The organism is Candidatus Phytoplasma pruni, assembly GCF_013391955.1.
Taxonomy (GTDB): Bacteria; Bacillota_I; Bacilli_A; order Acholeplasmatales; family Acholeplasmataceae; genus Phytoplasma.
In genome coordinates, this window is sequence record NZ_JABUOH010000027.1 from 1 (window position 1) to 26991 (window position 26991).

Consider the following 26991-nt stretch of genomic DNA (forward strand, 5'->3'; position numbering starts at 1 on the left):
TTTCGCATCAGGCAAACCAACATGGAATTGACGGTCAAATCTGCCTGGTCTTAATAAAGCTGGATCTAACATATCCGCTCTATTAGTCGCCGCCATAACAATAACTCCCGTCCTTTTAGAAAAACCATCCATTTCGGTTAATAATTGGTTGAGGGTTTGGTCTTTTTCTTGCCCACCGTCACCAGAACCTTTTCCTCTTTTGCTCGCTAAAGCGTCAATCTCATCAATGAATAAAACACATGGAGCGTTTTTTTTAGTTTTTTTAAAAAGTTTTCTAATCCTAGAAGCACCCATTCCAACGAAAACTTCGTTAAATTCAGAACCAGAAACAGAATAAAAAGGCACTTTAGCTTCGCCAGCTACAGCTTTAGCTAATAAAGTCTTACCTGTTCCGGGCGGTCCCGATAATAAAACTCCTTTCGGAATAGCAGCGCCAATATTTTGATATTTGGCGGGATTTTTTAAAAAGTCAATAATTTCTTTCATGTCTTCTTTTTCTTCTTCATTGCCGGCTACATCTTTAAAAGTGAATAAAGATTTTTGAGAAGAAGAAATTTGATTTTTGCCTTGTCCAAAACCTCCTCTTGACATTTTAATAGCAAAAAAGATATAAATCGTAAACAAAACAGACGAAATAATTTCAATGCTACTAAATAAAAAAATAAAAAAACTAATTACAAAACTTACAATGTTTATTTGGTATTTATATCGAGCATTAGGCGAATCTTGGCAATTGATATTGTTAGATATTTTATTATTATAATAATAATTATCATTTTCATCTTTAATTTCGACTTTTAAAAATTTATTAGTTTTATAAAAAGGTTTAGAAGGTGAAAAAGCAGTATAATAAGTAGTATAATTTATTTCTTTTAATTTTTGTTTATTGTATTGAATTTCATTTAATAACTTGTGTTCGCTAATTGGTTCAGAACCTTTTCTCTTTTCAGGGTTCCATTGACCCAAACCTAAATACATATTTAAAAACATGCTTAAAAAAATGATTATCGAATAAAACAAAATTTTTGGTTGTTGAAAAAAATTTAATATTTTGATCGTTTTCTCTTTAAACATACATTTGTTTTCTCCCTTTCTTTATTATTGAAAACCAAATAAAAGAAAATAATGATTTAAATCTCTTTTGATATTTTGAAATATTGTAACCTTTTTTTCGTTTGCTAAAGGTATAATTGGTAATTTTTCATAACATGTTTTTTCTATTTGTTGTAAATCCATATTATCTAAATTTTCGCTTGTAACTTCTTTTAATTTAAATTTTAAATTTTTGATATGTTGATTCATTTTTACATCGCTAAAAGAGCTAATTGTCGCTTGAAAAGCTCCATCAGGATTAGAACTATTAACGAAAATATTGACTACAAAATCATTTTGATTAACTAATTTTTCTAAAGTTTTTTTCAAATATAAAGCTATATTTTCATGCTCTTTAGTGGTATATAAATTAAATTCTTTCACTCCTTCAAGTGAAAGACTTTCAGAATTTGTTTTCATATTTTGTTGATATTGTTTAAAGCGTTGCAAATTATTTTCATTTTCATTATAAAAAACATTCGAATTGCTTTCTTTTAATAAATCTGATGAAAATAAATCAGTATAGGCATGCGGGAAAGATTCTTTTTCGAATTCCTCTTTGTTTTGTTGCAATGTTTTAAATAATTTTTGTTTAAAATCTATCTTATCCGAGCTTTTAAATGAAGGATCTACAAATGATAAAAACACAAAAGGTGCTGTTGGATAACTTAAAACATTATTAAAATTATTTTTGTCTTCTAAATATTCCTTAATTGTTGTTTGATTAAAGGCGTAACCATTCAAACGATAAGGTTCGATGAAACTTATTTTTTTATCTTGGAATAATTTCAATTTTTGTTGATTTTTCGCTTCTATTTCTAAATCGTTATTTAATTGTTCGATTTTAATTTTGTCCGCTTTGTATTCTTCTGAATCGCTTGAGTAATTATTATTTTTTTCCAAAATTAAATCCTCATAATTGTCTATTTTTCCTATTTTATAAGGTCCATAAGATAAAATAGGGTTATTCTGCGTTCCATAACTGTCTGGATTTAAAAAATAAGTGTTAGGTAATAAAGTTATCAAATTCAAGTTCTTTATAATTTCATATAAAGTCATTTCATGTTTAAAATTTAAAGTGAATTCTAAATTAGATTTTTTTTGGAAAAAATCATTATCTCTGAAATCGAAAAAATCCATCTTTTTTTGAATATATTTTTTAAGCGTTTTTAATACAGTGTCAGAATTGATTTTTTCTCCATTTTCAAACAAAAGATTTTCGTTCAAAATTAAAGTGATGGATTGGGTTGTTTGTTTTTTCGAACTTTCATAATCATTATAATTATTCAATGGAACTGCTGTGTTCTGATTGTTTAAAATAATTTTATTGGCTAAATCGCTATCAAATTTTAATTTAATATTGTGAGGATTTTTTTGTATCCAAGAGTAATCATTTTTATTTGCTGCCTTTTTTTCTTTAATCATTTCTTCCCAATCAATTTTTTCTTTAAAAAAATCTCTTTTAAATAATTTCAGAATAGCTTTTTGAGAAGAATTTTTGTTTTTGCTTAAAACAAAAGGGTTTAATGAAGTTATTTTTTCATCAACAACAAAAGCGAATGAATTATCATTCACTTTTTCTTGTGCATTTTTATTTTCTTTAGCGTTTGGAATCGCCTTTTTTTTGAATAAAAAATCTTTAAATATCAACATAATTGTCAAAATAATAAAAGTTAAGGTTAAAAATAAAATCAAGAGATTTTTATGTTTTTGTTTTATATTCATATTAATTTCACTTTTAATCTGATATGATTATTCTTCTTTTCCAAAAAATATACATTTTAGAAGCACCATTTCCTAAATTTTTCAATTCTTCTAAAGTATATTTTTGGTTGTCTGATTTTTTCTCTTCTCTTGTTCCGCCATTAAAATAAACGGCTATTAAATCTTGATTTGAATCATCAGTTTTTAAATCTTTTTTATCAAAAAATCTATTGTTTGCAATCACTTCGTCCATTTGTGAATCATTAAAAATTTGATGTTCTTCTGCATAATCATTAACAGTGAAAGGGTTTGCATTTATTCCTAAATTAACATCTTCAATGATTAATTGTCTCTCTATAGTTTTACTTTCATCTACTTTTTCCTCTTTTTTTGGTTCTTCTTGAGTTTTTTCTGGCGTTATCGTCGTATTTGGAGTCACACTTGCAGAAGTAGCATTTTCATCCTTCTTATCTTTGCTAAAATATTTAACTGCGAAAACAACACTAACTATCAGTAAAATAGCTAATAAACCTATTCCTACTATTGTTATGATTTTCTTATTTTTCCGAAAAAATTCTTTGTAATTCATTTTTTTAACCTTTCTTAATGTTTTTTGATTTAATAATTTATTTTTTAAATTATTAAAAATTATTATACACAAAAAAAAAAAAAACAAGTCCCGACGGAAAAGAACTTGTTTTAGATAAGTTTGTTTAAAAATTAGAAAGAAAAATTTCCAATAAGTTTTTTAAAACAAAAAAAGCTATGTTGAAACATAGCTTTGTTTAATAATTTAATTTTTATTAATTTTTTTACCAATATATTTGGTAAGATAGTTTAAAGTTAAATAAATAACACTAACGATCACGAAAGGAGTAATGGTATCATTAGTAAGCACAATATTACGTTGAGCAGTCCATAATAAACTAGATAACCCAATAATAGAAAATAAAGCTGTTTCTTTAAAATTAATAATTAGTTGATTCCAAACAAAAGGCATCGATCTTTTTAAAGTTTGTCTTAAAATAATATAACTGAAAACTTGTTTTTTTTCCATCCCTAAAGAATAGGCGGCTTCAATTTGCCCTTTATCTAATAGTTTCATATTATTAACGAAAACACTAGTTAAAATAGTAGCATTATTGATTAAAATGATAATTAAAGCGGTATAAAAAGAACCTAAAGAATTGACTTTGAAAAAATCAAAATTAAGAACTAATAAATTATAAACTAAAATAACTTGAATAGAAATAGGAACCGCTTTAAGAACGTAAATCAAACTATCGATTAAAACAGAAAAGATGTTTTTTATTGAAAAAGATTTTTTGACAGGCGATTCTACAGCAGCATTGACTGATAACAACTTAATTTTGAAAAATAATAAAGATAATATAAAACCTAAAAGCAAGCCATCAAAAGCCAATAATAAAGAAATTAAAAAACTTTTATAATATGTTTTGAAAAAACTTGTTTTGGATTTGGTTGATTGGATGACCTTTTGATGTTTTTCGATTGCTTTCGGATGATATTCATTTTGATATGTTTTATCTTGTGTTAAAACTTCTTTTAAAGCACCTTCTAAATCTTTTTTTAATTGTTCTCCTTTTCCTTTTTGCAAGAACATACCTAAAGGAGGGACTTTGATTGCTTCGGGCAAATCTTTTAATTTGAAAGCTTTGAATTTATCAGGTTGTTGATTGGCGATTAAATCTACTACCGGATATTCTAATAAAAGAACGTCTGCTGTTCCGTTCGAAACTGACTCAGCACAATTCACCGCATCCTCTTTTAAAGCTGTTTTTTTAGCTTTTGGTAAATGCTGGTTTTTTTGTAAAGTATCGAAAAATTGAATATCATATATAGAACCGATAATAGTGGTTATTCTTTGAACTTCCTCTAAGTCTTTCAATTTAACTTCTTGATTGTTTTCCTTTGTAAACTTTTTAAACAAAGGATCATCTTTTCTAACAAGAATGCCTAAATCAGGTGTATGATACTGAATAGACAACATTTGTTCTTGTCTTTCGGGTGTAATATTTAACATTCCGATAATAACATCTACTGTGCCCTGTTTAACAGCGTTTAATATCCCCGGAAAAGAGAAAGTTCTAATAATCAATTCCCTTTTCATTTCATTAGCTATTGCTTTAAATAATTCGATATCCGAACCACTGATAAAATCACCATTAACAGTTTCATAACCATTTTTTTCATTAGTTCCGTCAAAAGCGAAAGGTGGAGCGTTATTCACGATTCCTAAAGTTAAAGGTTCTTTTCCGCCTTTTTTAACCCCATTAGGCATTAAGATATGAAAATTAAGCCAAACAAAAAGAACCGCTATTATCGTGCCGATGGAAATTTTTTTCCAATTTTTAAGAAGATATTTTTTTAATATAAAAGTTTCCATAAAGTTACAATTATTCCTTCCGATCAATTTCGTCTTTATTATTTAGTTTCTTTTGTTAAAAATAAAAATTAACATAAACTAATAAAAGTTGAAAACAAGATATTCATTAATAATTTTGTCACTTAAATTAAATATTTGTTTCGAATGCGAACTGTTAAAAAAACTATTTTTTCTTCATCTGGTTTTCTCATATGATAAAAATTTAGTTTTTTAAACAATTGCTTGGTTTTTAAGATATATTCTTTTGTCATAATTATTTTTTCAAATAATTAATGTTTAGTTTTGTGATTGATTAAATCTGTCATACCGACTAACATTAAATAAAACAAACTTATTAAAAGATAAGGAGTAATAGTGTCAAAAGTAATCGAAACTTGTCTTTGGGCTGCGTAAATAAGACTTACTACTCCAATGATTTGAAATAAAGCAGTTTCTTTCAAATTAATAATCAACTGGTTCCAAATAGAGGGAATCGTTCTTTTAAAAGTTTGTTCTAAAGTAATATAACGAAAAACTTGTTTTTGTTTCATTCCTAAAGAATGAGCAGCTTCTATTTGACCCGGATCTAAAAATTTAATATGGTTTAACATAATTTCTGTCAAATTAAAAGCTGTATTTAGCATAATAACGATCAAACCAACTATCACCGGTCCTAAAGAACCTTTAAAAGATGGTATATTAACTAAAAGACTGTAAAACAATAAAGCTTGAATTACTATTGGTATCGCTTTAAAAAAATTCATTAAAAAGTTAAAAATAACTGTTAATATTTTTTGCAGATAAAATAAACAAGTATTTTGCTTTTTTATCCCTTCAGAAGAGTGTTTCCACATTGTTAATAATATAGCCAATAAAAACCCTAAAAAAAGACCGTCTATCGCTAATAATAAAGTAGTCCAAAACCCTTGTTTATAAGCTGGTAAGGATTGATATAAGTTAGACCAAAAAAAAGAGTCTTTTGTGGGCGATTCAGAACTATTTTTAACATCCGAAAAAGATAAAACAGAATAATGTAACCAAAGTAAAAATAACAAAAAAATAGTCCCCAAAAAGATTTTTTTTCCATTTTTTTTCCAATATGTTTTTATGTTTAAATCCATAAAATCTATCATTCCTTTTTTCTTATTTTAAATATTCATAAACGCTTTATTTTTTTATTCATAATAGGCGTTTTTTATTTCAAAGTACATAGTTATAGCATTAAAAAGTAGTTTTTAATTAAATGAGATCAAAATTCTTCAAAAAAAGATCTTATTTTAGGGTATTTATTAGTTTCAAAAATTTCTTTAGAAGAACCTTTTTCCACAATAACGCCATTTTCCATAAAACAAATATTATGAGAAACATTTTTAGCGAATTTCATTTCATGCGTAACAATCACAAGAGTAATTTCTTTTTGTTCAGCTAATTTTTTTAATATTTTCATTACTTCTTGAGAAGATTCAGGATCTAGAGCCGAAGTCGGTTCATCCAATAAAATAACTTTCGGTTGCATACATAAAGTTCTAGCAATCGCGACTCTTTGTTTTTGCCCCCCAGAAAGTTGTTTCACATCTACATTAGCAAACTCTTCCAAACCTACTTCTTTTAGCTTTTTCGAAGCATTAGCTTTAGCTTGTTCTTTGCTCATTTTTAAAACTTTAACTGGCGCTAAACAACAATTTTCTAAAACAGTCTTTTCTTCGAATAAATTAAAATTTTGAAAAACCATTCCTACTTGAGTGCGTAACTGAGATAAATTCACATTCTTATCTAAGATGTTTTCCGCATTAATCCAAATTTCCCCTGAATCAGGTACTTCTAATAAATTTAAAGTTCTTAATAAAGTGGATTTACCCGAACCAGAATGACCTATAATAGTCAGTATTTCTTGGTTACGAATATTTAAATTAACATTTTTTAAAATGTGTTTCCCGTCAAATGATTTATTTAAATTTTTAATTTCTATCATGTTTTTCATATTTTTTTCTCCTTTGTTTTTTTATCTAAAAAGCATATATTTCTTTTGTATCGAAATTTCATATATTTCGAATCACTTTATGAAAGTATTTTTTTCTAAAAAGAACGACCGTTTAAACATCAAAATGTTTTTTATTAAAAATGCATATTTTGGAAAAAGTTGTTTAGTTAAAGGTCTTGGTTGGGATAAGAAAGGCAAAAAATTAATCTTTGATGAATTATATCAATTCTTTGTTATTATTTATGCCAAACCAAAAAATAACTATTTTTTACAATCATCATAACTTTTTTAAAAAAGGATTGAAATTGTAAAATTTTTTATAAAAATATCAAATATATCTTAAATGATTAAATTTAAGATATTAAGATTTATTTAATTGTATATTAAAATTTGTCATTTGTCAACATTAAAATATAATTATTTAAATTAATAGTAAAATCAACTAGATAAATATCTTATTTAAACGCTTAAAAGTAGTTCAAAGAGTTTCATTATCTTAAAATCTTATAATAACCCTACTATTTAAATAAACTTGGTTATATTTGTTGAAAAAATAACATTTGCAAATATAACAAAATAAAATAATTCTTTTGAGATATTGAAATGTATTCATTAAAATAATATTTTACATTATTTTATTTAAAAATCAAAATTTTTTAATAAAAAAGATGAAAAAGTTGTTTTAAGCCTTTATTAGGTCTTATTTAAAAGAATTTTTTCTTTGCAAAATATGTTTTTTAATTAAAAAGACCTAAAAAACATCTTTTTATTATTATGAAGAAAAAGAGCTCTTTTCTTTCTTTAGAAACATTATTTTGGTTCGCTAAAAAGATGATTTTTTTCCTTAATTTTTTCCTTAAAAGTCGTTTTTTGATGAACTGGGTCGAAAAAAGTGTTTCATAACGCTAAAAGTAATATATAATAAAATAGATTTAAAGAATATGTTTTTTGACAATAAACATATTATTAATAGAATAAATTTTTTCTTCCATAAGAAACAAGAATTAAAATTAAAAAAAATTTTATTTTGATTTTCGCTATTCTATGCAAATATTATAGGAGAATAATAAAAAGTTATGAAAATGAATATTTTTAAACCTAATAAAAAAAACTTTTATATTATTTCGATTTTACTTTTAACAGCGGTGATGTTTTTATTAATTATTTCCAAAGTTTTCGCCAAAACACAAGATGAAATTACGAAAAAAACTAATAAAAAAATAGATGAAGTATCGGAACAATTAACCAAACAAACATCACAAAAAATAGATGAAATGGCCAATAAATTATTGGAAAAGATTGATTCATGGGATAAAGATCTTAAAGAAGATAAAAATAAAATTATTCAAGAATTTTCGGCTTTTTTGAAAACCAAAATTGATTCTAAATTAGATTCATGGGATAAAGATCTTAAAACAGACAAAGATAAAATGGTAAAAGATTTATCTGAAGCTTTAAGAGTAAAAATGGATAATTTAGAAAATTCCCTTACTAAAGAAATTATCCCTAAACAATTGGATTCTATGACACAAACAGCTAATAAAAAAATTGAAGAAATCAAAACAGAAGATATCGTCAACAATTTAAAAGCTAAAATGGATAATCTAGAAAATTCCCTTACTAAAGAGTTAATTCCTAAATATTTAGATCAATTAACTAAAAAAGCGGAAGGTAAAATAGAGGAAATCAATACTAAAGAAATCACTCAAAAAATATTGGTGATTTTAGACGAAAAAGTACAAGTTTTAGCAGATGATATCGCTAAAACAATACAAACAGCGATCGATGATTTAGGCAAAAACGTTGCAGGAAAAATCGACTCATGGGATAAAGAGTTTAAAGAAGATAAAAAAGAATTGATGGATAAAATTAAAGGCAAAATTGACGAATGGGATAAAGACCTTAAAAACGATAAACAACAAATTATTGGAAAAATTTCTTCAGCATTAGATAATTTAGAAAGTGCTACTAAAACGGCGAAGGATAAAATGGAAGATATTGAAAATAATCCTCGCATTAAAGAGATTGTGGAGAAATTAAAAGACAGTATCAAAGATTTACCAGCCGAATTAAGTAACAAAATCAAAGATTTAATAAGCGAAAAATTGCCAAAATTTTTAGGCGGTACGGCTCCAAAAAAACCAAACTCCAATGGTGCCGCTGGCACTCCTAATAACGACAATTCTGTTTCAGACGATAAATCCAACTCTTCTTCAAACGAATCCGGTTCATGGCGTTCGTGGTTTGGTTTATAAAAAAACAATCTTATAATTCCTTTTTTATAAAACTAAAACCGTTCTTTTTATAACGGTTTTTTTGTTAAATTACTTGATATAATTGACTATTGATAAAAAGAGTAATATTATCATTTTCTTTGTTAATATTAGAATTAAAATAATTATAATATTATTGTAATGGTTTTAAAAATCATTACAATTTATTAATAAATATGTTTTTCTCCCTTTTATCCTAACAATTAAAATAAAAATTCAAATTCAAAAATTAAATTAAAATTCAAACAATTAAACAATTAAATGTAAACAAGAGGAAAGATTATTAGAAACACCAACGATTCGAACAACATTTTAAAAATATTGTTAATTGTCCCTTTGTTCGTCCTTTTATTATTTTTCATTATTTATTTTAGTTTTTTTTACAATAAAGAGCAAAAAAGCGCTCTTCCGACAGATAAATTGGTTGCTGATGTGCAAAACAATTTAGAAGAGTATGTCAAATCAAAAGATTTTAACGATATTTTAGACAATAAATTTCAAGAAAAATTAGATGAAAATAAGTTAACACAAGAAGAGAAACAAGAAACATTTATCATTGATGAAAGTCAAAATGAAGAGTTAAATACAGAAGATACAACGTTAAATTCTGATGAAGAAGCAATCACAGAATCTAAAGAAAAAACTAAAAAAAATACCAAATGGAATTTCTTTGGAAAGAAATCCAAAAAAAACGATAAAAAAGATGAACAAACCGACATCATAGAAAAAAAATCCGACTCATCCGAAGTAGAAGATAAAATTAAAGAAGAAATGGCAATACAGCAAGAACCAACACAACAATAAACATTTCATCATGAAAAAAGACCTTATTAAAAGGTCTTTTTTTATACCAATCATATCAGATATTTTTATATCATTTAATGATATAATTATAATGCTATGTAAATATTTTTATTAGAAAGGTATGAAAATATATATCAAATTTGTCCTAACTGTCTTAAAATATTATTCCCCTCAAAGAGGGACTAATTAATTTTTTTTAAATCAAGAAACTTTTTTAATCTATAAACGCAACAAATTTATCAAACAATTCCATAAAATGTATTTTTATGGTTTTTTACTACATATCTATTTTTTTGATACAACCCATAAAAGAGACAATTATAAAAATAATATTTTCCTTTTTAGAGGATATTATTTTTCATTAGAAAGCATTAACCAAAAAATATGTCAATTCAAGGAAAAAAAGTTTGGAAATATTTGGTCGTCTTCCTAACTTTTTCATTAATAAGTCCTATGCACGGAATCGCTCCTTATCGTAATAAACAACCAGAAGCTAAAAACACAGTTTCCCCTATTCTTTACCCTTCTATAGAAAAAATCAAAACAATGTTGCCGACAAGTCAAAACGCAGCTTATCGCCAGCGCTTATTAGAACACGTTGTTAAAATGGTTTTTGAACAAATAGACAAAGAATATTATAATTTTCAGGAAAAAGACAAGAAAAACATTGATTTTCTTTTTCAAAACTTAGAAAGATATAATATTGTAGAAGAATTTAGCGATACAATCGCTACGACCGTTTTTGACCCTAACGAATACCTTTTTGTCTTTGTCGGAAACGCCAATGATTTGAAAAATTATCAAACATATTTACAATATAAAAACAACCATTTTAAAGGAGTAAGAGGGCCTTTTTGGCGCAATTGGCAACCAGCCAATATGATCTTTGTTTCTAAAAAACATATTCAGTTTTTAATTGACACTTTAAATCAAGTGATGCTTTTGGAAAGCGAAAATAAAATCATCAACCAAAATCCTCTCTTTCAAAGTAGCGAAAGCCATAAAAAAAGTTTAGAACCGCAAATACAAGCTAACCAACAAGAAATCGAAAGATTAAAAGAAGAATTAGGGCGAGAAAGATGCCTAAATATCAGCATAAATAACGAAATGCTAGACTTGCAATGATGGTCTAACTCATATTTTCGGTCTATAAAACGAAAGAATTATAAATTACAGCAGAAAATAAAAGCGCAAATGAGGGTCCTCCTTTAACCCGACAAGATTGTGCAAGAGTAAACGATCAACACGGATAACTTCTGAAAAGGAGCTAAGAGCAACCAAAAGGGTTATAAAACATAACTTGTAGATAAAAAGCTTTATTCTCTTTTATATCCACAATTTGGAGGTCTTTTAACGTATTTTAATTCGTATGTTAAAATCATTGTCATCGTTTTAGATGATGGAAGTAATTCCCGCCTCAAACCTACCTGTCAGAAAATATTTTATAACAATTAAGATATAATTTTTCAGGTCAGCTCGCCTAAATTGATTACGTAGATATTTAGAGTAACTTCTATTTCCCTAAAACACAACTCTTTTTCAACTTGATAGTTGTTAAGGTTGTTGTCAAGGGAGAAGCAGAATCATAGTAGTCGTGAGAAATTGACAATTAATGCTGAAATGCATCAATATAATGACTCACCAAGGAGAGGGGTAACGACCCTTACAAGGCGAAAGATGAAAAAATAGTAAGCCTATATTAATTTTTTAAAAAAACATTTAAACTTATAAATGACTCCTATTTTTTTAAGATAAATGGGCATTAACACACTATTTTAACCGCCGTATGCTTGGAAACTTGCTTGTACGGTGGTGTGGGAGGCTTAGTGTAATGAACCCGTTTTAAACGGTAAAACGCATTAATTCTATCCCGATAACCAATATCAAGATTTATATACCCAAAAACAAGTAACCATCAATCAACAACACCAAGAAATAAATCGCTTAGAAACTAAAATACACGAAAAAAACACTCTTATTAAACAACAATCCCAAGATATGGATGACAAAATAAGAGAGCTAAACACGGTTAAAGAACGTTTAAATCTTGCAAATCAAAACAATCTTGCCAACGAACAAGAAAAAAAGCAATTAATAGCCAGAATTGATCAATTAATTAAAAATATCCAAGGACAAGAAAATATTTTATCTTCTCAACAACAAGAGATCGTTTCTCTTCAAGAGGAAAAAACAGGCATAGAACAAAGGTTAACAGAAGAAATTCGTACAATCCAATCTCAACAAAAATTGCAAAACGAAGAAAAACAAAGTTTAATAGCCTTTATTGAAACCCAAAAAAACCTTTTAAAAGGCAAACAAAAAAAATTAGATGAAACACAAGAACAATTGAGTTCAGTTCAAACAACCGTCGAAAGGCTTAATTTGTTAATGCAAGAGCAACAAAATCAGCTGGATAAAAATCAAGAAGACATCCTGTCTTTAAGAAAACAAATTTTTGATCAAAAAAACGATATTACCGCTAAAGACGATTTAATACAACAAAAAATACAGGAATTAGACGCTAAAAAGACGGAATTAAGCCAAAGAGAAAAAGAAAATAATCTTTTGGAAGAAGATAAAAATCGCTTAAATAACGACATCAAAGAATTGAACCGTAATATTGATACTCAAAGAGAAGAGTTGTCGCAACAAGCATTGAGCGTGCAACAACTACAAAAAGATAAGACAGCTTTAGAAAATCAGTTATTAGCTAAAAAACAAGAAATAGAAACTCATCAAACTTTAAGCCAATACGAAAAACAAGCTTTAATAGGGACTATTGATTATCAAAAAAGTATTTTATCAGACAATCAAAGACAATTAGACGAAACACAAGAACAATTAAGTTCTGCCCAAGAAAAGATTGAAAAACTTAATGCCGTAATCAAAGAATATCAAGAACAGATTGCGCAAAAAGAAGAAGCTATTATTGGCTTAAAGAACCAAATACAGGCTAAAAGTGAAGAAATTAACCACAATAACGAAACAATCAAACAAAAAGTGCAAGCTTTAGAGGATAAACAAGCTGAATTAACCCAAAAAGAGCAACAAAACACTCTTTTAGAAGAAGAAAAAAACCGTTTAACTAACGAAATAAACGCTTTAATCCGTGATATCAATTCTCAAAAAGAAACATTATCACAACAAAAAATTTCTATTCAAGAATTGCAAACAGATAAAACCACTTTAGAAAGACAATTATTATTCAAAGAAGAAGAAATTAAACATCATCAAAAGTTAAGTCAAAACGAAAAACAATCTTTATTAGGGACTATTGATGAACAAAAAAATCTTTTAGCAGAGCATCAAAACCAATTAAACCAAACTAAAGATAAATTAGAGGCTTCTCAAAAAGAAATAGACAAGCTTAAAAAAACCATCCAAGAATATCAACAACAATTAGACCGACAAAAAGAAGATATTATCACCTTACAAAGTACAATAAAGGCTAAAAGTGAAGAAATCAACCGTAATAACCAAATAATTAAACAAAAAGTGCAAGCTTTAGAGGATAAACAAGCTGAATTAACCCAAAAAGAACAACAAAACACTCTTTTAGAAGAAGAAAAAAACCGTTTAACCAACGAAATAAACGTTTTAATGAGTGAGATTAATGCTTTTAAAAATAAGTTATCTCAACAAGAAACATCCATAAAAGAACTACAATCAGAGAAAACTACTTGGGAAAATATTTTATCATCCAAAGAACAAGAAATTAAAACTCTGCAAATTTTAAGCCAACAAGAGAAACAATCTTTACAAGAGTCCATTAATCAACAAAAAGATCTTTTAGCAGAAAATCAAAACCAATTAAATCAAACTAAAGATAAATTAGATTCTTCTCAAAAAGAGATAGAAAAACTTAAAAAAAATATCCAAGATTATCAAAAACAATTAGAACAACGACAAACTGATATTGATGAACTAAAAAAACAAATTACCGAACAAATGGCTAAAATAGATCAAAAATCAGAAGAAATTAAAAACAAAAATATTGAATTAGAACAAAAACAAACTCAATTAAGAGATGGAGAAAAACAAAATAATCTTTTAGAAAAAGACAAAAATAAATTAACTGCCGAAATACAAACGTTAATGAGCGATATTGCAGCTCAAAAACAAGAATTAACGCAACAAGAACAATCTATCCAAAAACTGCAAACAGACAAAAATAACTTAGAAAAAGAATTATTGTTAAAAGAAACAGAAATTCAAACTCTTCAAACTTTAAGTCAAAAAGAAAAGAATTCTTTACAATCAACCATTAATCAACAAAAAAATATTTTAAAAGAGAATCAAACCCAACTAGACAAAACTAAAGAACAATTAAGAACTGCTCATTTTAACATCCAAGAGCAAGAAAAAGCGTTAAAAAAGAACGATCAAGAATTTAAATATTTAAAAGATTTTTATGATAAAACTATAGATAAATTAGAAACTATCATTGAAAAATCGCAAAAACAAAAAGAACAAAGCGATCAATTGAGTGTAGCTAAATATCAAGAAATATTTGAATTAATGAAAAAAGAATTCAAAGACGGAGCCAAAGAAAGAATCAAATTAACACAAACAGAAATAGGAACTTCTAGATTTTTAAAAGATACTGCTCGTTTACACAGTTTTAAAGATGTTATCGGGATGGAAAAGGAAAAAGAACAACTTGTAGAAAGCTTATCTTATTTAAAGAATCCTGAAGAATATAAAAAAATGGGTGTTAAAAATCCACCTAAAGGAGTTTTATTGTACGGACCGCCAGGAACCGGTAAAACATATTTAGCCGAAGCTTTTGCTAAAGAATCAGGTTTACCTTTTTACGCCGTTACTTCTGCAGATTTTTCCCGCAGTTATGTAGGAGAAGGACCGAGAATTATAGAAAATCTTTTCGAAGAAGCGCGCAAACATTCTCCGTGCATTATTTTTATCGACGAATGTGAAAGTATTTTTAGAAAACGTAATACTGATGGTTTAACTTCAGACCATGGGAATATGATTTCCTCTTTTTTATCACAAATCGAAGGTATTTATACAGATCCTGATAAACCTGTTTTTATTATAGCAGCCACCAACTTTAAAGATGAAATAGATATCGCCATTTTAAGCCGTTTTAATAAACTGATTGAATTAGATTATTGGAAAGAAGAAGAATTGAAAACTTTTGCTAAAATAATGGCTAAAAAATATAAATTAGATGTTCGTGCTTATAAATATTTAGAAAAAATTATGGAACAAATTTGTAAATTCGGTAAAAATTTTTTAAAAACTCCAAGAAAAATAAAAGAAATTTTAATCCAAGCGGCAGGGATAGCTATTCAAACGCATCACCATTTAAACATTTTGCCTATTGACTTGCAATTGGCTTTTGATAGGATTTCACAATCAGAAACTTTAGTAGATTGGGGAAAACATACCCATGACAAACCAGATGTGACTTTTTTAGCAACAATGAAGGAATATAAAAATATCCCTTTGAAACATCTTTTTAAAGATAGCTCCCTTTCTTTTTCTGAAAAGAAATACTTTGATTTAATCAATAATCATTATCAAAAAGATAAAAAAGCCGGCTATAATAAATATCTAAACCACGAAATAGAAAGCATTTCCTTTTCTGATGATAAAGAAAAAATCAAAAAAACATATAATGATGAAAATCCTTTGCCAGAAGGCTTATTAGGTGTTTATTTCGAAGATAAAGAAAATACAGACCCTACCAAAAGACGTTCAGAAATACAAAAAATAGATAGTTTAGAAGAAATTTTAAATACAGGCATGGGCAAAGTTAGTCAAATTTATTTAGTTTGGGACTATGAAAAATTAAAAATCAATCAAAAAACAGCGCAAATGTTAATAGATAAATTTTACTATAAATATCCTTTTTTAAGGAATAATGCTTTTTTTAAAACACAAGTTTTACAAAAAGCTAGCGAAATCAATAATAACGAAGAAGAAATAGAACAATTTATTTTGACATTTTTAGAGGAAAAGGTTAAACAACCTTTAATAAATAATGTTTTTAGTCAAATAGTAGCTCAAAATCTTTTAATCGAAGAAAACGATAAATTAGAAATTAAAAAAATAATTGCCGGTAAATTGGCAGTTTTAATGGGTACTCCTCATATTTTAAATTTAGAGGAAATGCAATTTACGCTCCTATCAGAAACTAAAAATTATTTAGAAGTTAACAAACAAAAAATATTAGAACAACAAATAGACCGTATTATTGAAGAATTAAAATTAAATAATATGCTTTTCACTTCTCAACAAATCAAGCAATTCCAAACCGATTTGAAAAAAGCAGTTTATAACGAATTAGTGAATTTAATGAAAAGAAAAAACCATATTTCTTTAGACGAAGTCAAAGCCAATATTAAAGAAAATTCCGCTTTATTAATAGATAGACTTTTTTATCAAACATGGCAAACAATATACCCTAAATTGCATATTGAGATAGTGGATTATGAAAAAAACTCTTTAATAACTCTTTTGCAAAATAAAGTTAAAAAACATTTATTTTTTACCAATTTTTCTTTAGAAGAAATAGTGGATCTTTTGCAACAAGAAATAAAGACATATGAAAATAATTTTGAAGAAAGATTAAAAGAAAAAGTGTCCGCAACGGTGCATCAATACATTTTAATCGATCGTATTTTAGAAGAGCAACCTAACACCGAAACCATTGAATTGATTTCCAAAGGGGCTTTTTTAGTGGCGCAAAAAGAATCGCAACAACCTGATGTTACCGAAAAGAAAATTCAACAAGAAATATATGATTTTATCAAAAATTATCGTCTTAAAAATACTCATTCTTCTGAATTGTATACTTGGATTAAACAGAATTTCTATATTATCCTTTTGACTTTAATAGTTTTATATATTTTCCTTAATTCTGCAAATAAAAATCAAAAACGCCGCTATTAATTGAAAAAAATTATTTTTCCTGGCCGTTTCTCTTTGAAAGGAAACGGCTCTTTTGTTAATTTCTTAATAAAAATAAATAAATTTCTTCAATGATATCGTTTGATAATTGGTTAAAATATGTTATCATATTGTTATTAATTCATAAATTATTAACTTTTTTTGTTAAAATATTTTAGACTTTATTAAAAAAATGTTTCCAAAAAAGAAAGTAATATTTAGAAAAATTAAAACAGTGACGCAATTTTTTTATTAAACAATAAAATTTTAAAAGGAATTGAATACATTTATGACACAAAATTTTAACAATTTTGATGAGTTTTTGCATTTTGAGCAAAACAATCCTAATAAAAGCCCTCGTAAAAAGAAAGATTGGCTCAATATTATCAAAAATATCACTAGTATCTTATTGAATGTTTTGTTAATTATCGGTGTTTTTTACTTAATAACCAAAACGATGTCGGGTGAAGCTGCGGTAAATAAAGAAGAAAATTCATGGGCTAATGATAAATTGATCAAAACTTATGATAAAAAATTTGAAAATTTTTATGGTTATGAAAACGAAAAAAACGAATTAAAAAAATTAGTAGAATACGCTAAGAATCCTAAAACAGGCGAAGTAGAAAGAGGAGTTATACTTTATGGACCGCCAGGAACAGGTAAGACCTTTTTGGCTAAAACTTTAGCAGGAGAACTGAAAGGAATAAGTCCTGTTTATTCCGCCACCGGTTCCGATTTTGTTGAAAAATACGTTGGTGTAGGTGCTTCCCGAATTAGAAGTCTTTTTAAAGCAGCGAAAGAAAAAGCGATCAAAGACAATAGACAGGCTTATTTTATTTTTATTGATGAAATTGAAACCATCGGTAGAGCAAGAAGTAAAAGTGATGATAATAACCATTCAGAACATGAAGCTACTTTAAATGCTTTATTAGCCAATTTAGATGGTTTTAATAAAAATAAAAACGAACCACAAGCCATTATTATTGGGGGCGACTAATAGATTTGACCTTTTAGACGATGCTTTAACCAGGCAAGGTCGTTTAGGCAAACACATATATATGGGCTTGCCAGATTTAAAAACTACTGAAAAAATATTAAAAGGTAGTTTGAAAAGATATGATTTAAAAATATCTTCCCAAAAAAACCAAGCAAACCTAGAACAAAGAATTGAAGAAATTGCCAAGACAATTCATCAATTCGGTTTCAGCGCTGCTCAAATTGATTCGCTAACTAAAAAAGCTAAAGAAATTGCAAAGAAAAAAACTCCACCTTCGGAAGTTTCTGATGAAGAAATATATAATTTAATGGATGAAGTTCTTTTAGGTCCGGTTTCTACCAATGAATTAAACAACGAAGATAAAGTAAGAGTGGCGATACATGAAATGGGACATGCTATATTAGCTCATAAATTAGACCGTCAAGTTGTGCGTGTAACGATCGAACCTAGAGGACAAGCTGGTGGTTATACTTTGTTTTTGCCTAAAAAAACGAGCAATTTGCCTACTAAAAAAGATTTAGAAAAAAACATTCAAATTTCTTTAGGCGGAAGAATTGCAGAAGAGTTTTTTTACGGAAAAGGAAATTTTAGCGTAGGAGCTAGCGATGATTATAAAAAAGCTTATTCATTAGCGTCTCAAATGGTGACTAAATACGGAATGTTGCCTGATTCTAATGCTGCAAGTTCTAGTAATAAAATACCTTTAATGGTTTTTAATTCTAAAATGGACACTGAAACGCAAAAATCGATTCATCAAATGGTGAACAATGCTTATGACGAAGCTTTTGAATTGTTCGAAAATTCCATATCGTCAATATCTTCTAAAAGTTTAACCGAAAAAAAGGGGAAGAATTGACAACAGAGATAACTGAAGGAAAATCATCTTTAACAGATAAAAATGATAAATTATTAAATACTATAAACAAACTTTATAAAAACAAAAAAATTTACGAAACAGATATGAAAGATTTATTTATTTAAACAATAGTGAAAAAACTCAACAAAAAAGCCATTAAAACTTAATAAAAGCACATTAGATATCTTTATAAAATAAAAAGACAAAACTTCCGATAAATTCAAAGTTTTGTCTTTTTTGTTTTATATAAAAAACTTTTTTAACCTTCTTTTGATAAATAAAAAAGAACGAAAAAATATTCCCTCAATAAAAGAAAAAACCAATTTGTTTTTTTATAACAAATTGGTTTTAATGTTATGATAAAATAAAATCTTTTAGTCAATTAAAGGGGATTTTATTGTTATCTTGATTGAATTTGTAAAAGTTTTTTCTCGTAATAAACATTGTCTTTAGATTGAACTTGTTTAACGAAACGATCAGCAATTTCAAAAACAGTTTTATTAGAAAGATGTTTGATGTTTCCAATATTTTTGCCATAAACGTTAAATTTATCGCTTAAAATTTTTAAAAAGACTGGTGGATTAATTCCATCTTCTCTACCTAAATTAATAGTTAATTCAGTCATTTGGTCTCTGCCACCAAATCTACCAAATTTATTGCTATTATTGGAGAAGTTAGAATTGCTTCTTCCGCCGTAATTTTCTCTTCTATTGCCAGAACCATAACTATTAGAATTGTTGAATCTGCTAAAGTTGTTGTTTCTGTAATTGTTACGAGCGTTTTGGTAACGTGAAGAACCGCCGAATGATTTTGGTTCAGCTATTTCTTCATATTTTTTACTCTTAGGCATTAAGTAACTTAATAAATTGTTAATAATAGTTTTGTCATCGAATTTTTCTAATAAAGCTTCTGTTAAAGTTGCTGCTTTATTATTTTCTTCTGGATTTTGTTCGATTAATTCAACAATTTTAGTTTCAAACAATTTATTTTGCTCTTGTTTAATTTCTTCTATTGAAGGAATAGTCACAGCAGTAATTTTTTCTTTCAAATAGTTTTCTAATTTTTTCAATTGAGAAACTTGTTGAACGCTGATTAAACTGTAAGCAACACCTTTTTTACCAGCTCTACCAGTTCTACCGATTCTGTGGACGTATACTTCGTCTTCATGCGGTAAATCAAAGTTAATAACCATTTTAATATCATCAATATCTAATCCTCTAGCAGCTACATCGGTAGCAACCAAGATTTTAATATTTTTCTTACGGAAACTATTCATTACGTGTTGTCTTTGGTTTTGTTTTAAATCGCCGTGAATAGCGTCAGCTAAAAAATCTCTTTCTTGTAAGTAAGATAAGATGTTATCAACGTCTTTTTTCGTATTAGCGAAAATAATTACTGATTCAGGGTTTTTTTGATCTAAAAGACGAACTAAAAGTTTACTTTTGTCAAAATGTTTAACAATGTAATAAAATTGTTCAATTGATTTAACAGCGATATTTTGTTGTAAAACTTTTAATACTTTAGGGTTATTTTGGTATTTAGAAGCTATTTTCTTAATGGAAAAAGGCAAAGTAGCTGAAAATAAAGCTGTTTGTTTTTCTTTAGGAATTTGGCTTAAAATAGTTTCTAAAGCGTCTTGGAAACCCATTTTTAACATTTCATCAGCTTCATCAAGAGTTAAAATTTTAACTGCTGATAAATCAACTTTTTTTCTATCTAAAAGATCGATCATTCTACCAGGAGTAGCAATGATGATTTGCGGTTTTAAATCAAGTTGATGGAATTGTTTAATGTAAGATTCTCCACCGTAAACTACTGCTGTTCTAATTTCTCTGTGAAATTTTAACAATTTTTTAATTTCTTGAGAAACTTGTAAAGCTAACTCTCTTGTAGGGCACAATATTAAAGATTGTGTTTTAGCTAATTTTGGGTCAATTTTTTCAATAGTAGGGATGCCGAAAGCGAAAGTTTTCCCTGTTCCAGTTTGAGATTGAACAATAATGTCATGACCTTGTATCATTTCTGGTATTGCCATAGCTTGAACTGATGTAGGAGTTGAAAAATTTAACTCTTCTAAAGCTTTTTCTGTTTGTGGCAATAAATTTAAATCTGTGAATAATATACTCATTTATTTTTTTTCCTCTATTTCTATTAATAATAATTTTTCTATTTAATAAAAAAATTTTATTTTCCTAAGAAATATAATATACCCTACTTTAGTTGAGTATAGAATTATCTTTCATTATATTAAAAAAATATTTTTTAATTAAAAAAGATAAAATTTTGATAAAATATCCATTAATCTTAATGTTGTTTGATGTCTGGTTTTTTTCATGTTCTACTGAATAAAAAATATATAATCAATTTATTTATCTTTATTAATGTGCAAGTAAGAATATTTATCTATTTAAGATTTAAATAATAAAGTCAATGTTACTATTAATTTTATTTATACAAAAAATACTCATAATAACAAATATTGTTTCATTGATAAAATTAAATAAATGTAAAAATTTTAATTCTTAAATAAACCAGCTTTAAAATGATATATTTCAATAAAATACACAAGCATCAGAATCAAAATCCAAAAGAAACAAATATATATAAACATAAGTATATTTATTTTATGAAAAAATTAATATAAAATAAATTTAATTCTCTATTATCACGTTCTTACTTCGTCAAATAATATTTATATTTCGAAGAAAATAATTATTTCACTTTATTATACCTTATTATTATACTAAAATAAACAAAATTTTAAATAAAAAGGTATCTTTTGTTAAAAAGTATAATAATAAAGGATTGGTTGAAGTTTGCAGAATTATCTTTTTTGGAGATAAAATGACCTTTTGTTCCTTGACTTTTGAAAAAAGAAGGAGTATAATATAAATAATCATATCGATTCAACGAGAGATTTTAGTCAGGGCAATTCTTATTTAACGCATTTTAAAAAAAATAAAAAGAAGAAACGAGAATTTATCGCTATGTATAGAAAACTTTATGAACGTTTGTTCAATCCTTCTAAAAATGCAAGAATTTTTTTAAATAGAGAAGGAAAATTGAAACCTAAAGTACAAAAAAGAATTCATTATTTGCAAAAACAAAATAAAGTTGACAAAAAGGTCAAAACAACGACTTATAAAAGTGTCTTTACTAAATTTGCTATTTTAATGATGGTTTTAATTGCTTCTGTTTTTTTAACTTATTTTTTATCAATCAAACATTGTGATTTATACGATATATTACATAATGGATCAATAAAAATATTTGATGACGAAACAAAAAAAGAAGAATTAAAAAATATTTTTTTATATTTATTGCCAATTTGTTTTTTTATAATATTTTTCGGATCCATTTCAATAATAACCTTGTTTGTTGAATTAGGAACTTATGTTTACAATCGGCTTTTAAAGTATGGTCTACTTTTGTCATCTATTTTTGTCGGCTTTTTAGGCGGTTCTAACCTCTTTCTTTTAAAAATGCTTGCTTTTTTCCCCATTGTACGAAAAGAAGCGATTTTTACTTTAATATTGTTGTTTACTTCTGTAATGGGTACCATATTAACTGTTTTTGTATTATCTTTTTTATATTATTCTCAAAAAATTAAAACCAATGATAAATTGAGCAGTTTAATCATTTCGCTATTATTTTTGTCTTGGGCGATGGAAATGTATTTTATCATCAAAAGAATAAATTATTTGAATTCTGATACTATCGTAGCTAGTTTGATTGCGATCGCTTTTTCTATTTTAGATTTTATAATCGGCGCTTTAATATGGGTTTTATCTTTAGAAAGTTTAGATCATTTCATAGAACAAGAAATGCCTCAAAAGTTTGATTGGTTAATAGTGAATTTATTATTCACATCTATTGTTTTAATTTTGTTTTCTATCATAGAAATTTTAAGCAGAATTGTGTCTATTTTTGAACGATTGTTCGGAAATATATGCACGAAAGAAAGAATTTAACTTGCTGGAATCAATCGTTTGATTTTCCATTAAAGGTAAATATACAATTATCAAGTCTCAAAAAATCCCTTAAAACGGATTTTTTGTTTTTTTTGGCAAAAAAATATTTCCACTTGACATTAACATTATTTAGAGTATAATATAAACAATCATACATATATAAATTGACATCTAATTCAATTGGTAATAAAGTTTTTTTAACAATTATTCCCGTAAAAGGAGATAAAAGATATTTTATGAAAAAAACTCATATCAGAATGATTTCTTTTTTATTACTCTATGCTTTGCTGTTTCTAAGTGTTTTTATTTTTTGGAAAGATCCCAAAATAACATCCAAAAAAGATATGACTTGGGGACATGTCTTGTTGTTCGGTCCAACCATAGGTCCTTTTATGATCGGTCTTTTTTCTTACTTTTCTTTCAAAATGAATAAAGGTAGAAATATTTATTTTAAAGATTGTGATCCTAATAAGTTAACGATTGATCATTATGACTGCAACAAATCCCGTTCAGAAATGCCTAATAAAGTAGATACTATGATATTTTGGTGGATTAGGTATGTTAAATTTTTTAAATGGTTAGGTATATCTTATTTTGAAAGAGATTTTATTAGAACAGTTCAAAAAAACGTCATCAAATTTAATCAATTTACTTTTTCTCAAAGCGACGAAGTAATTAAAAAAGAAGCTAAAAACAGCTTTTTTAATGGTGTTTTGTGGACCATTATTGTGGGAACCATTTCTTTAATAATTTTGTTAACCGCCAATTATATGACCGGGATGGCTCTTAAATCAATTTTGCAAAAGATTTATTTTTTAGGTTTTGTTATAACATCTGTTTTCGCTTACTTGACTATTGTTTCCGGCTTGACTTATCTTTCAAAATAACATTTTCAGTATTTTTTTGCCAAAGATTTGGTTTATATTTGCAAAGATCCCTAAAAAAGGGATCTTTTTTTCTATCTCCAAACTTTTTGCAAGAAAATGACCTTTTGTTCCTTGACTTTTGAAAAAAGAAGGATTATAATATAAATAATCATATCGATTCAACGAGAGATTTCAGTCAGGGCACTTTGGTATGGTTAAGGGGGATTGATTGAAATGGACTATCATATTTTATTTAATATAAAAAAATATTTCCAATATTTTGATATAGAAAAAATATAAATATGAAAGAAGGTTTGTTTAATGACAAAAAATATAAGCAAATTTAGAAAAAAATTCGCAACTACTTTAATGCTTTTTATCACTTTTTTGACTTTATTTACTGGAAAACACGTTCATGCTTTTAACCCTGAAGAATATCACAAAGACGACAATAAAAAACATATACATTTAGGATGGCGTTATGAAACAGGTTCTTTTCTGGACAATAACAAACGCGATTTTTATTCTTTAAGCGAAATAACTCCATTTGTTCCTTGCATCGCTCATAAAGAATGGTTAAACGAAAAACAAGCGGCCAAAAATGCCGTAGGCTCTGTACCCTTCTTAGGAGCGGCTTTGGATATAACCGATATAGCAGGTTTGAATGACAAGTTTATAAATGATACAGAAATGAAAATAGCCAATTTAAACGATGTTGCTCAACTGAATTTAGTCTATGAACCTGAAAAAGGAATTTTTTATTTTGATGAAAATGAGTTGTATAAAATTAAAGAAGTAAACGTTACTTTTTGCAAATGCGATCAGTTTTCGTTTACACTTAACAATGTATTAGATACAATAACTTTTCCTGAAGCGCTGAGAAATAAAGAGTTTCCTGAAGTAGATGGAAACAAGGTCTTTAAAGAAACTTCTAAAAGCTCTCTTACATTGGGCAAAGTTGTTGCAAAAGATTTTGCTAAAGAACGTTTCAAAAATTATTTGCAAAATAAATCTCAAAAAAAATTACAATCAGCAGGAAATAAAGCTGCAACTAAAGCGGCTAAAAAAACTGGAGGGAAAGTTTTAGGTTTTTTCGGCAAATTTGCAGTTCCAGGTTTAAGAATTGGCAACGATTATCGAATGAAAAAAAATGATGATTCTGAAAATATAAAAGAACTAATCACTTTTAATGTTTATAATGATTATTATAAAAAAAGTGTAGGTTTTGCAATTGAATTTCCTTCTGAAAACGTTGTTCAAATTCATCATTTTTTTAAAGATGAAAATGGAAACCAAAAATACGAAACTTATACTAGAAATATTGAAGAATCAAGCCATTTTTTAGTTGATGTAGTTAGAAATAAAAAATTTAACCCTGTTTCTTTATATCAAGGCAAAAAAAATTAATATTTTTTAATTTTAACGAAAACATGAGGATATAAAAATGAAAAAATCCCAGAAAAAAGATCCAACATATCGCCCTTATGTAGAAATTTTTATTGGAGTATTGTTATCTACTTTAGGCTTATTCTTTATTGTTTTATCAGGAAAGAATTTTGAAAAGCACTACAAATTGGACCTTTTCAGTCAAGGAGCCAATCCCGGCGGAAATGGCGGAATTGCTGTCATCGCTAGCAAATTATTCAACCATAATAATCCGGATTTGCTCTTAATTTTAATTATTTTTTTAATTGGTTTCACTTTGTTCATGTTAATAATAGGCAGTTTCTTTTTCGCAAAAAAGACGTTAAAAAGGTCTTTTTTCGCGTGGGCAGTCTTTTCTATTGTGTTAATGATGTTATTTTTATTCTTGAAAAAAAATTATCGCGATAAGATATATTCTTGTTATGTATTAAATAACAATGATACAAACGAATTCAATTTGAGAAAGTACTTTGGTGGAGTGTCGTACATTCGTTCCAGTAATTCAACAACCGAATTGTTTTCAGTTATATTTTTAGACACTTCCGTTGGTATGATTTTTTTCGGCACCGGTTATTACTTAACAGCTATTAAAAATAAAGCTTTTTTAGGGATAAATGTATTGACGGAAATAATTACTAAAATAACAAAACAAAAACAAAGTTTTTTTATAAAATTAAATTTGTTTTTCGACATTTTAATAGTGCTTGTATCGACTTTTTTGTTCGGTTTTGAATTTTTTAAAGATGCTCCTTGGTTTTTAAATATTATTTTTTACCCTTTTGTAAGTCTTTCTGTTCTTTATGTGTTTGGCAAAAACCTTGCCCTTATAATAGGCGAAATGACAAAGCAAGAAAAAAACCATTTTTTAAAAGAAAACGCTTTCAAAATTTTTATATTATTCTTTGTATTGGTTATCTTAATTATATCATATGTCATACTTAATAAGAATTAACAATAATAATTGTTTATAAGAAAAACTTATTTCATTAAAAGATCCCTAAATTGGGGATCTTTTTTTCTATCTGAAAACTTTTTGCAAGAAAATGACCTTTTGTTCCTTGACTTTTGAAAAAAGAAGGAGTAAAATATAAATAATCATTATGATAAAAGTGCTTTTTTTGCTTTCTATCGTCTTAGTTAAATAATATAGAAGTCTATGAATTAAAAAAAATTATAGCCAAGAAACAAATGCATCAATAATTATTTTTCACAAAGGAGAATGCAAAAATGAGCATTTTAGATTATCTTATAAATCCATCCGAAAGCAGACAACTTAAAAGTTTTTTAAAAGCAAAAAACAATAACAATGATACCAATAAAAAGATTCGTTCTATAATTAAACATAATCCAATCTCTTCTGAAGAGGTTAAAATTGTAACACATAAAAGTGTTTTTATTAAATTTTTCATTTCGGTTTTTCTTTTTTTCATAACTAATTTGTTTTTTTATTATCGTTTTTCTGATTTTGAAAAAGGTAAAAAGAGTTTTGAAATTTTATTTAATTTTTTCAAAAGGTGGAACATAAATCGTTTAATTTATCTCATAGAAGAACCTTATGATCTAATCATAGCTGATTCATTCTTAATTATTGGTTTACTTTTGCTTATTTCTATTATTTACCTTACTGGGGCCGGTTGTTTGGACTCGAATTTTTAATAAAAAAATAATAAAAAATAAAACTAATAATCCTTTCACTTATACTAATACCGTTTTTTTAAAAAAAA

General features: G+C 26.8%; 18 protein-coding genes. 11 read left to right on the forward strand and 7 right to left on the reverse strand.

The features are described 5' to 3' along the window. The 6 genes from HR065_RS03710 to HR065_RS00925 form a co-directional block, all read right to left on the reverse strand. On the reverse strand, positions 1-1074 hold a 1074-nt coding region (locus tag HR065_RS03710; protein WP_280527662.1), incomplete at its 3' end, for an AAA family ATPase. 24 nt (positions 1075-1098) lie between these two features. Next, complete coding sequence (locus HR065_RS00905; RefSeq protein WP_178734044.1) at positions 1099-2817, reverse strand: ABC transporter substrate-binding protein; 1719 nt, start codon at positions 2815-2817, stop codon at positions 1099-1101. A gap of 13 nt (positions 2818-2830) precedes the next feature. Further along, positions 2831-3385, reverse strand: coding sequence for a hypothetical protein (locus tag HR065_RS00910; RefSeq protein ID WP_178734045.1), 555 nt, complete (start codon positions 3383-3385; stop codon positions 2831-2833). Between the two features lie 204 nt (positions 3386-3589). After that, positions 3590-5203 (reverse strand): transporter substrate-binding domain-containing protein, encoded by a 1614-nt coding sequence (locus tag HR065_RS00915; RefSeq protein WP_178734046.1) that lies wholly within the window; start codon positions 5201-5203, stop codon positions 3590-3592. 269 nt (positions 5204-5472) lie between these two features. Further along, positions 5473-6303 carry an amino acid ABC transporter permease gene (locus tag HR065_RS00920; RefSeq protein WP_178734047.1) on the reverse strand — a complete coding sequence of 277 codons (831 nt, stop codon included), beginning with the start codon at positions 6301-6303 and terminating at the stop codon, positions 5473-5475. A gap of 128 nt (positions 6304-6431) precedes the next feature. After that, entirely contained in the window at positions 6432-7163 is a 732-nt protein-coding gene (locus HR065_RS00925; RefSeq protein WP_280527663.1) for an amino acid ABC transporter ATP-binding protein, read from the reverse strand. Positions 7164-8239: 1076 nt separating this feature from the next. On the opposite strand from HR065_RS00925, the gene HR065_RS00930 reads away from it, so the two are divergent. The 7 genes from HR065_RS00930 to HR065_RS03715 all read left to right on the forward strand — a co-directional run bounded on the left by HR065_RS00930 (position 8240) and on the right by HR065_RS03715 (position 19130). Then, complete coding sequence (locus HR065_RS00930; RefSeq protein WP_244948323.1) at positions 8240-9418, forward strand: DUF445 domain-containing protein; 1179 nt, start codon at positions 8240-8242, stop codon at positions 9416-9418. A gap of 339 nt (positions 9419-9757) precedes the next feature. Next, positions 9758-10240 (forward strand): hypothetical protein, encoded by a 483-nt coding sequence (locus tag HR065_RS00935; protein ID WP_244948324.1) that lies wholly within the window; start codon positions 9758-9760, stop codon positions 10238-10240. Between the two features lie 384 nt (positions 10241-10624). Beyond that, entirely contained in the window at positions 10625-11365 is a 741-nt protein-coding gene (locus HR065_RS00940) for a hypothetical protein (protein ID WP_178734048.1), read from the forward strand. An 873-nt stretch (positions 11366-12238) separates the two neighbouring features. After that, positions 12239-17155, forward strand: coding sequence for an AAA family ATPase (locus HR065_RS00945; RefSeq protein ID WP_178734049.1), 4917 nt, complete (start codon positions 12239-12241; stop codon positions 17153-17155). Between the two features lie 286 nt (positions 17156-17441). Next, positions 17442-18149, forward strand: coding sequence for an AAA family ATPase (locus HR065_RS03610; protein WP_244948325.1), 708 nt, complete (start codon positions 17442-17444; stop codon positions 18147-18149). Then, complete coding sequence (locus tag HR065_RS03615) at positions 18094-19005, forward strand: ATP-dependent metallopeptidase FtsH/Yme1/Tma family protein (protein WP_244948326.1); 912 nt, start codon at positions 18094-18096, stop codon at positions 19003-19005. The genes HR065_RS03610 and HR065_RS03615 overlap by 56 nt, the downstream gene beginning before the upstream one ends. Continuing rightward, positions 19002-19130: a hypothetical protein gene (locus HR065_RS03715; RefSeq protein WP_280527664.1), complete on the forward strand. Its 129-nt coding sequence runs from the start codon at positions 19002-19004 to the stop codon at positions 19128-19130. Before HR065_RS03615 ends, HR065_RS03715 begins: the two co-directional genes overlap by 4 nt. A 275-nt stretch (positions 19131-19405) precedes the next feature. On the opposite strand, the gene HR065_RS00955 is transcribed toward HR065_RS03715, so the two are convergent. Next, entirely contained in the window at positions 19406-21133 is a 1728-nt protein-coding gene (locus HR065_RS00955; RefSeq protein ID WP_178734050.1) for a DEAD/DEAH box helicase, read from the reverse strand. Positions 21134-21992: 859 nt separating this feature from the next. Here HR065_RS00955 and HR065_RS00960 point away from each other — a divergent pair. The 4 genes from HR065_RS00960 (at position 21993) to HR065_RS00975 (ending at position 26219) form a co-directional block, all read left to right on the forward strand. Then, positions 21993-22976: a Bax inhibitor-1/YccA family membrane protein gene (locus HR065_RS00960; protein WP_178734051.1), complete on the forward strand. Its 984-nt coding sequence runs from the start codon at positions 21993-21995 to the stop codon at positions 22974-22976. A gap of 236 nt (positions 22977-23212) precedes the next feature. Next, a complete protein-coding gene (locus tag HR065_RS00965) occupies positions 23213-23863 on the forward strand; it encodes a hypothetical protein (RefSeq protein ID WP_178734052.1) in 651 nt (216 codons plus the stop codon). A 300-nt stretch (positions 23864-24163) separates the two neighbouring features. Further along, on the forward strand, positions 24164-25249 hold the full coding sequence (locus HR065_RS00970; RefSeq protein WP_178734053.1) for a hypothetical protein: 1086 nt from the start codon (positions 24164-24166) through the stop codon (positions 25247-25249). Positions 25250-25286: 37 nt separating this feature from the next. Then, positions 25287-26219, forward strand: a complete 933-nt coding sequence (locus tag HR065_RS00975; protein WP_178734054.1) for a YitT family protein — start codon at positions 25287-25289, stop codon at positions 26217-26219. The last annotated feature ends 772 nt before the right edge of the window (positions 26220-26991 follow it).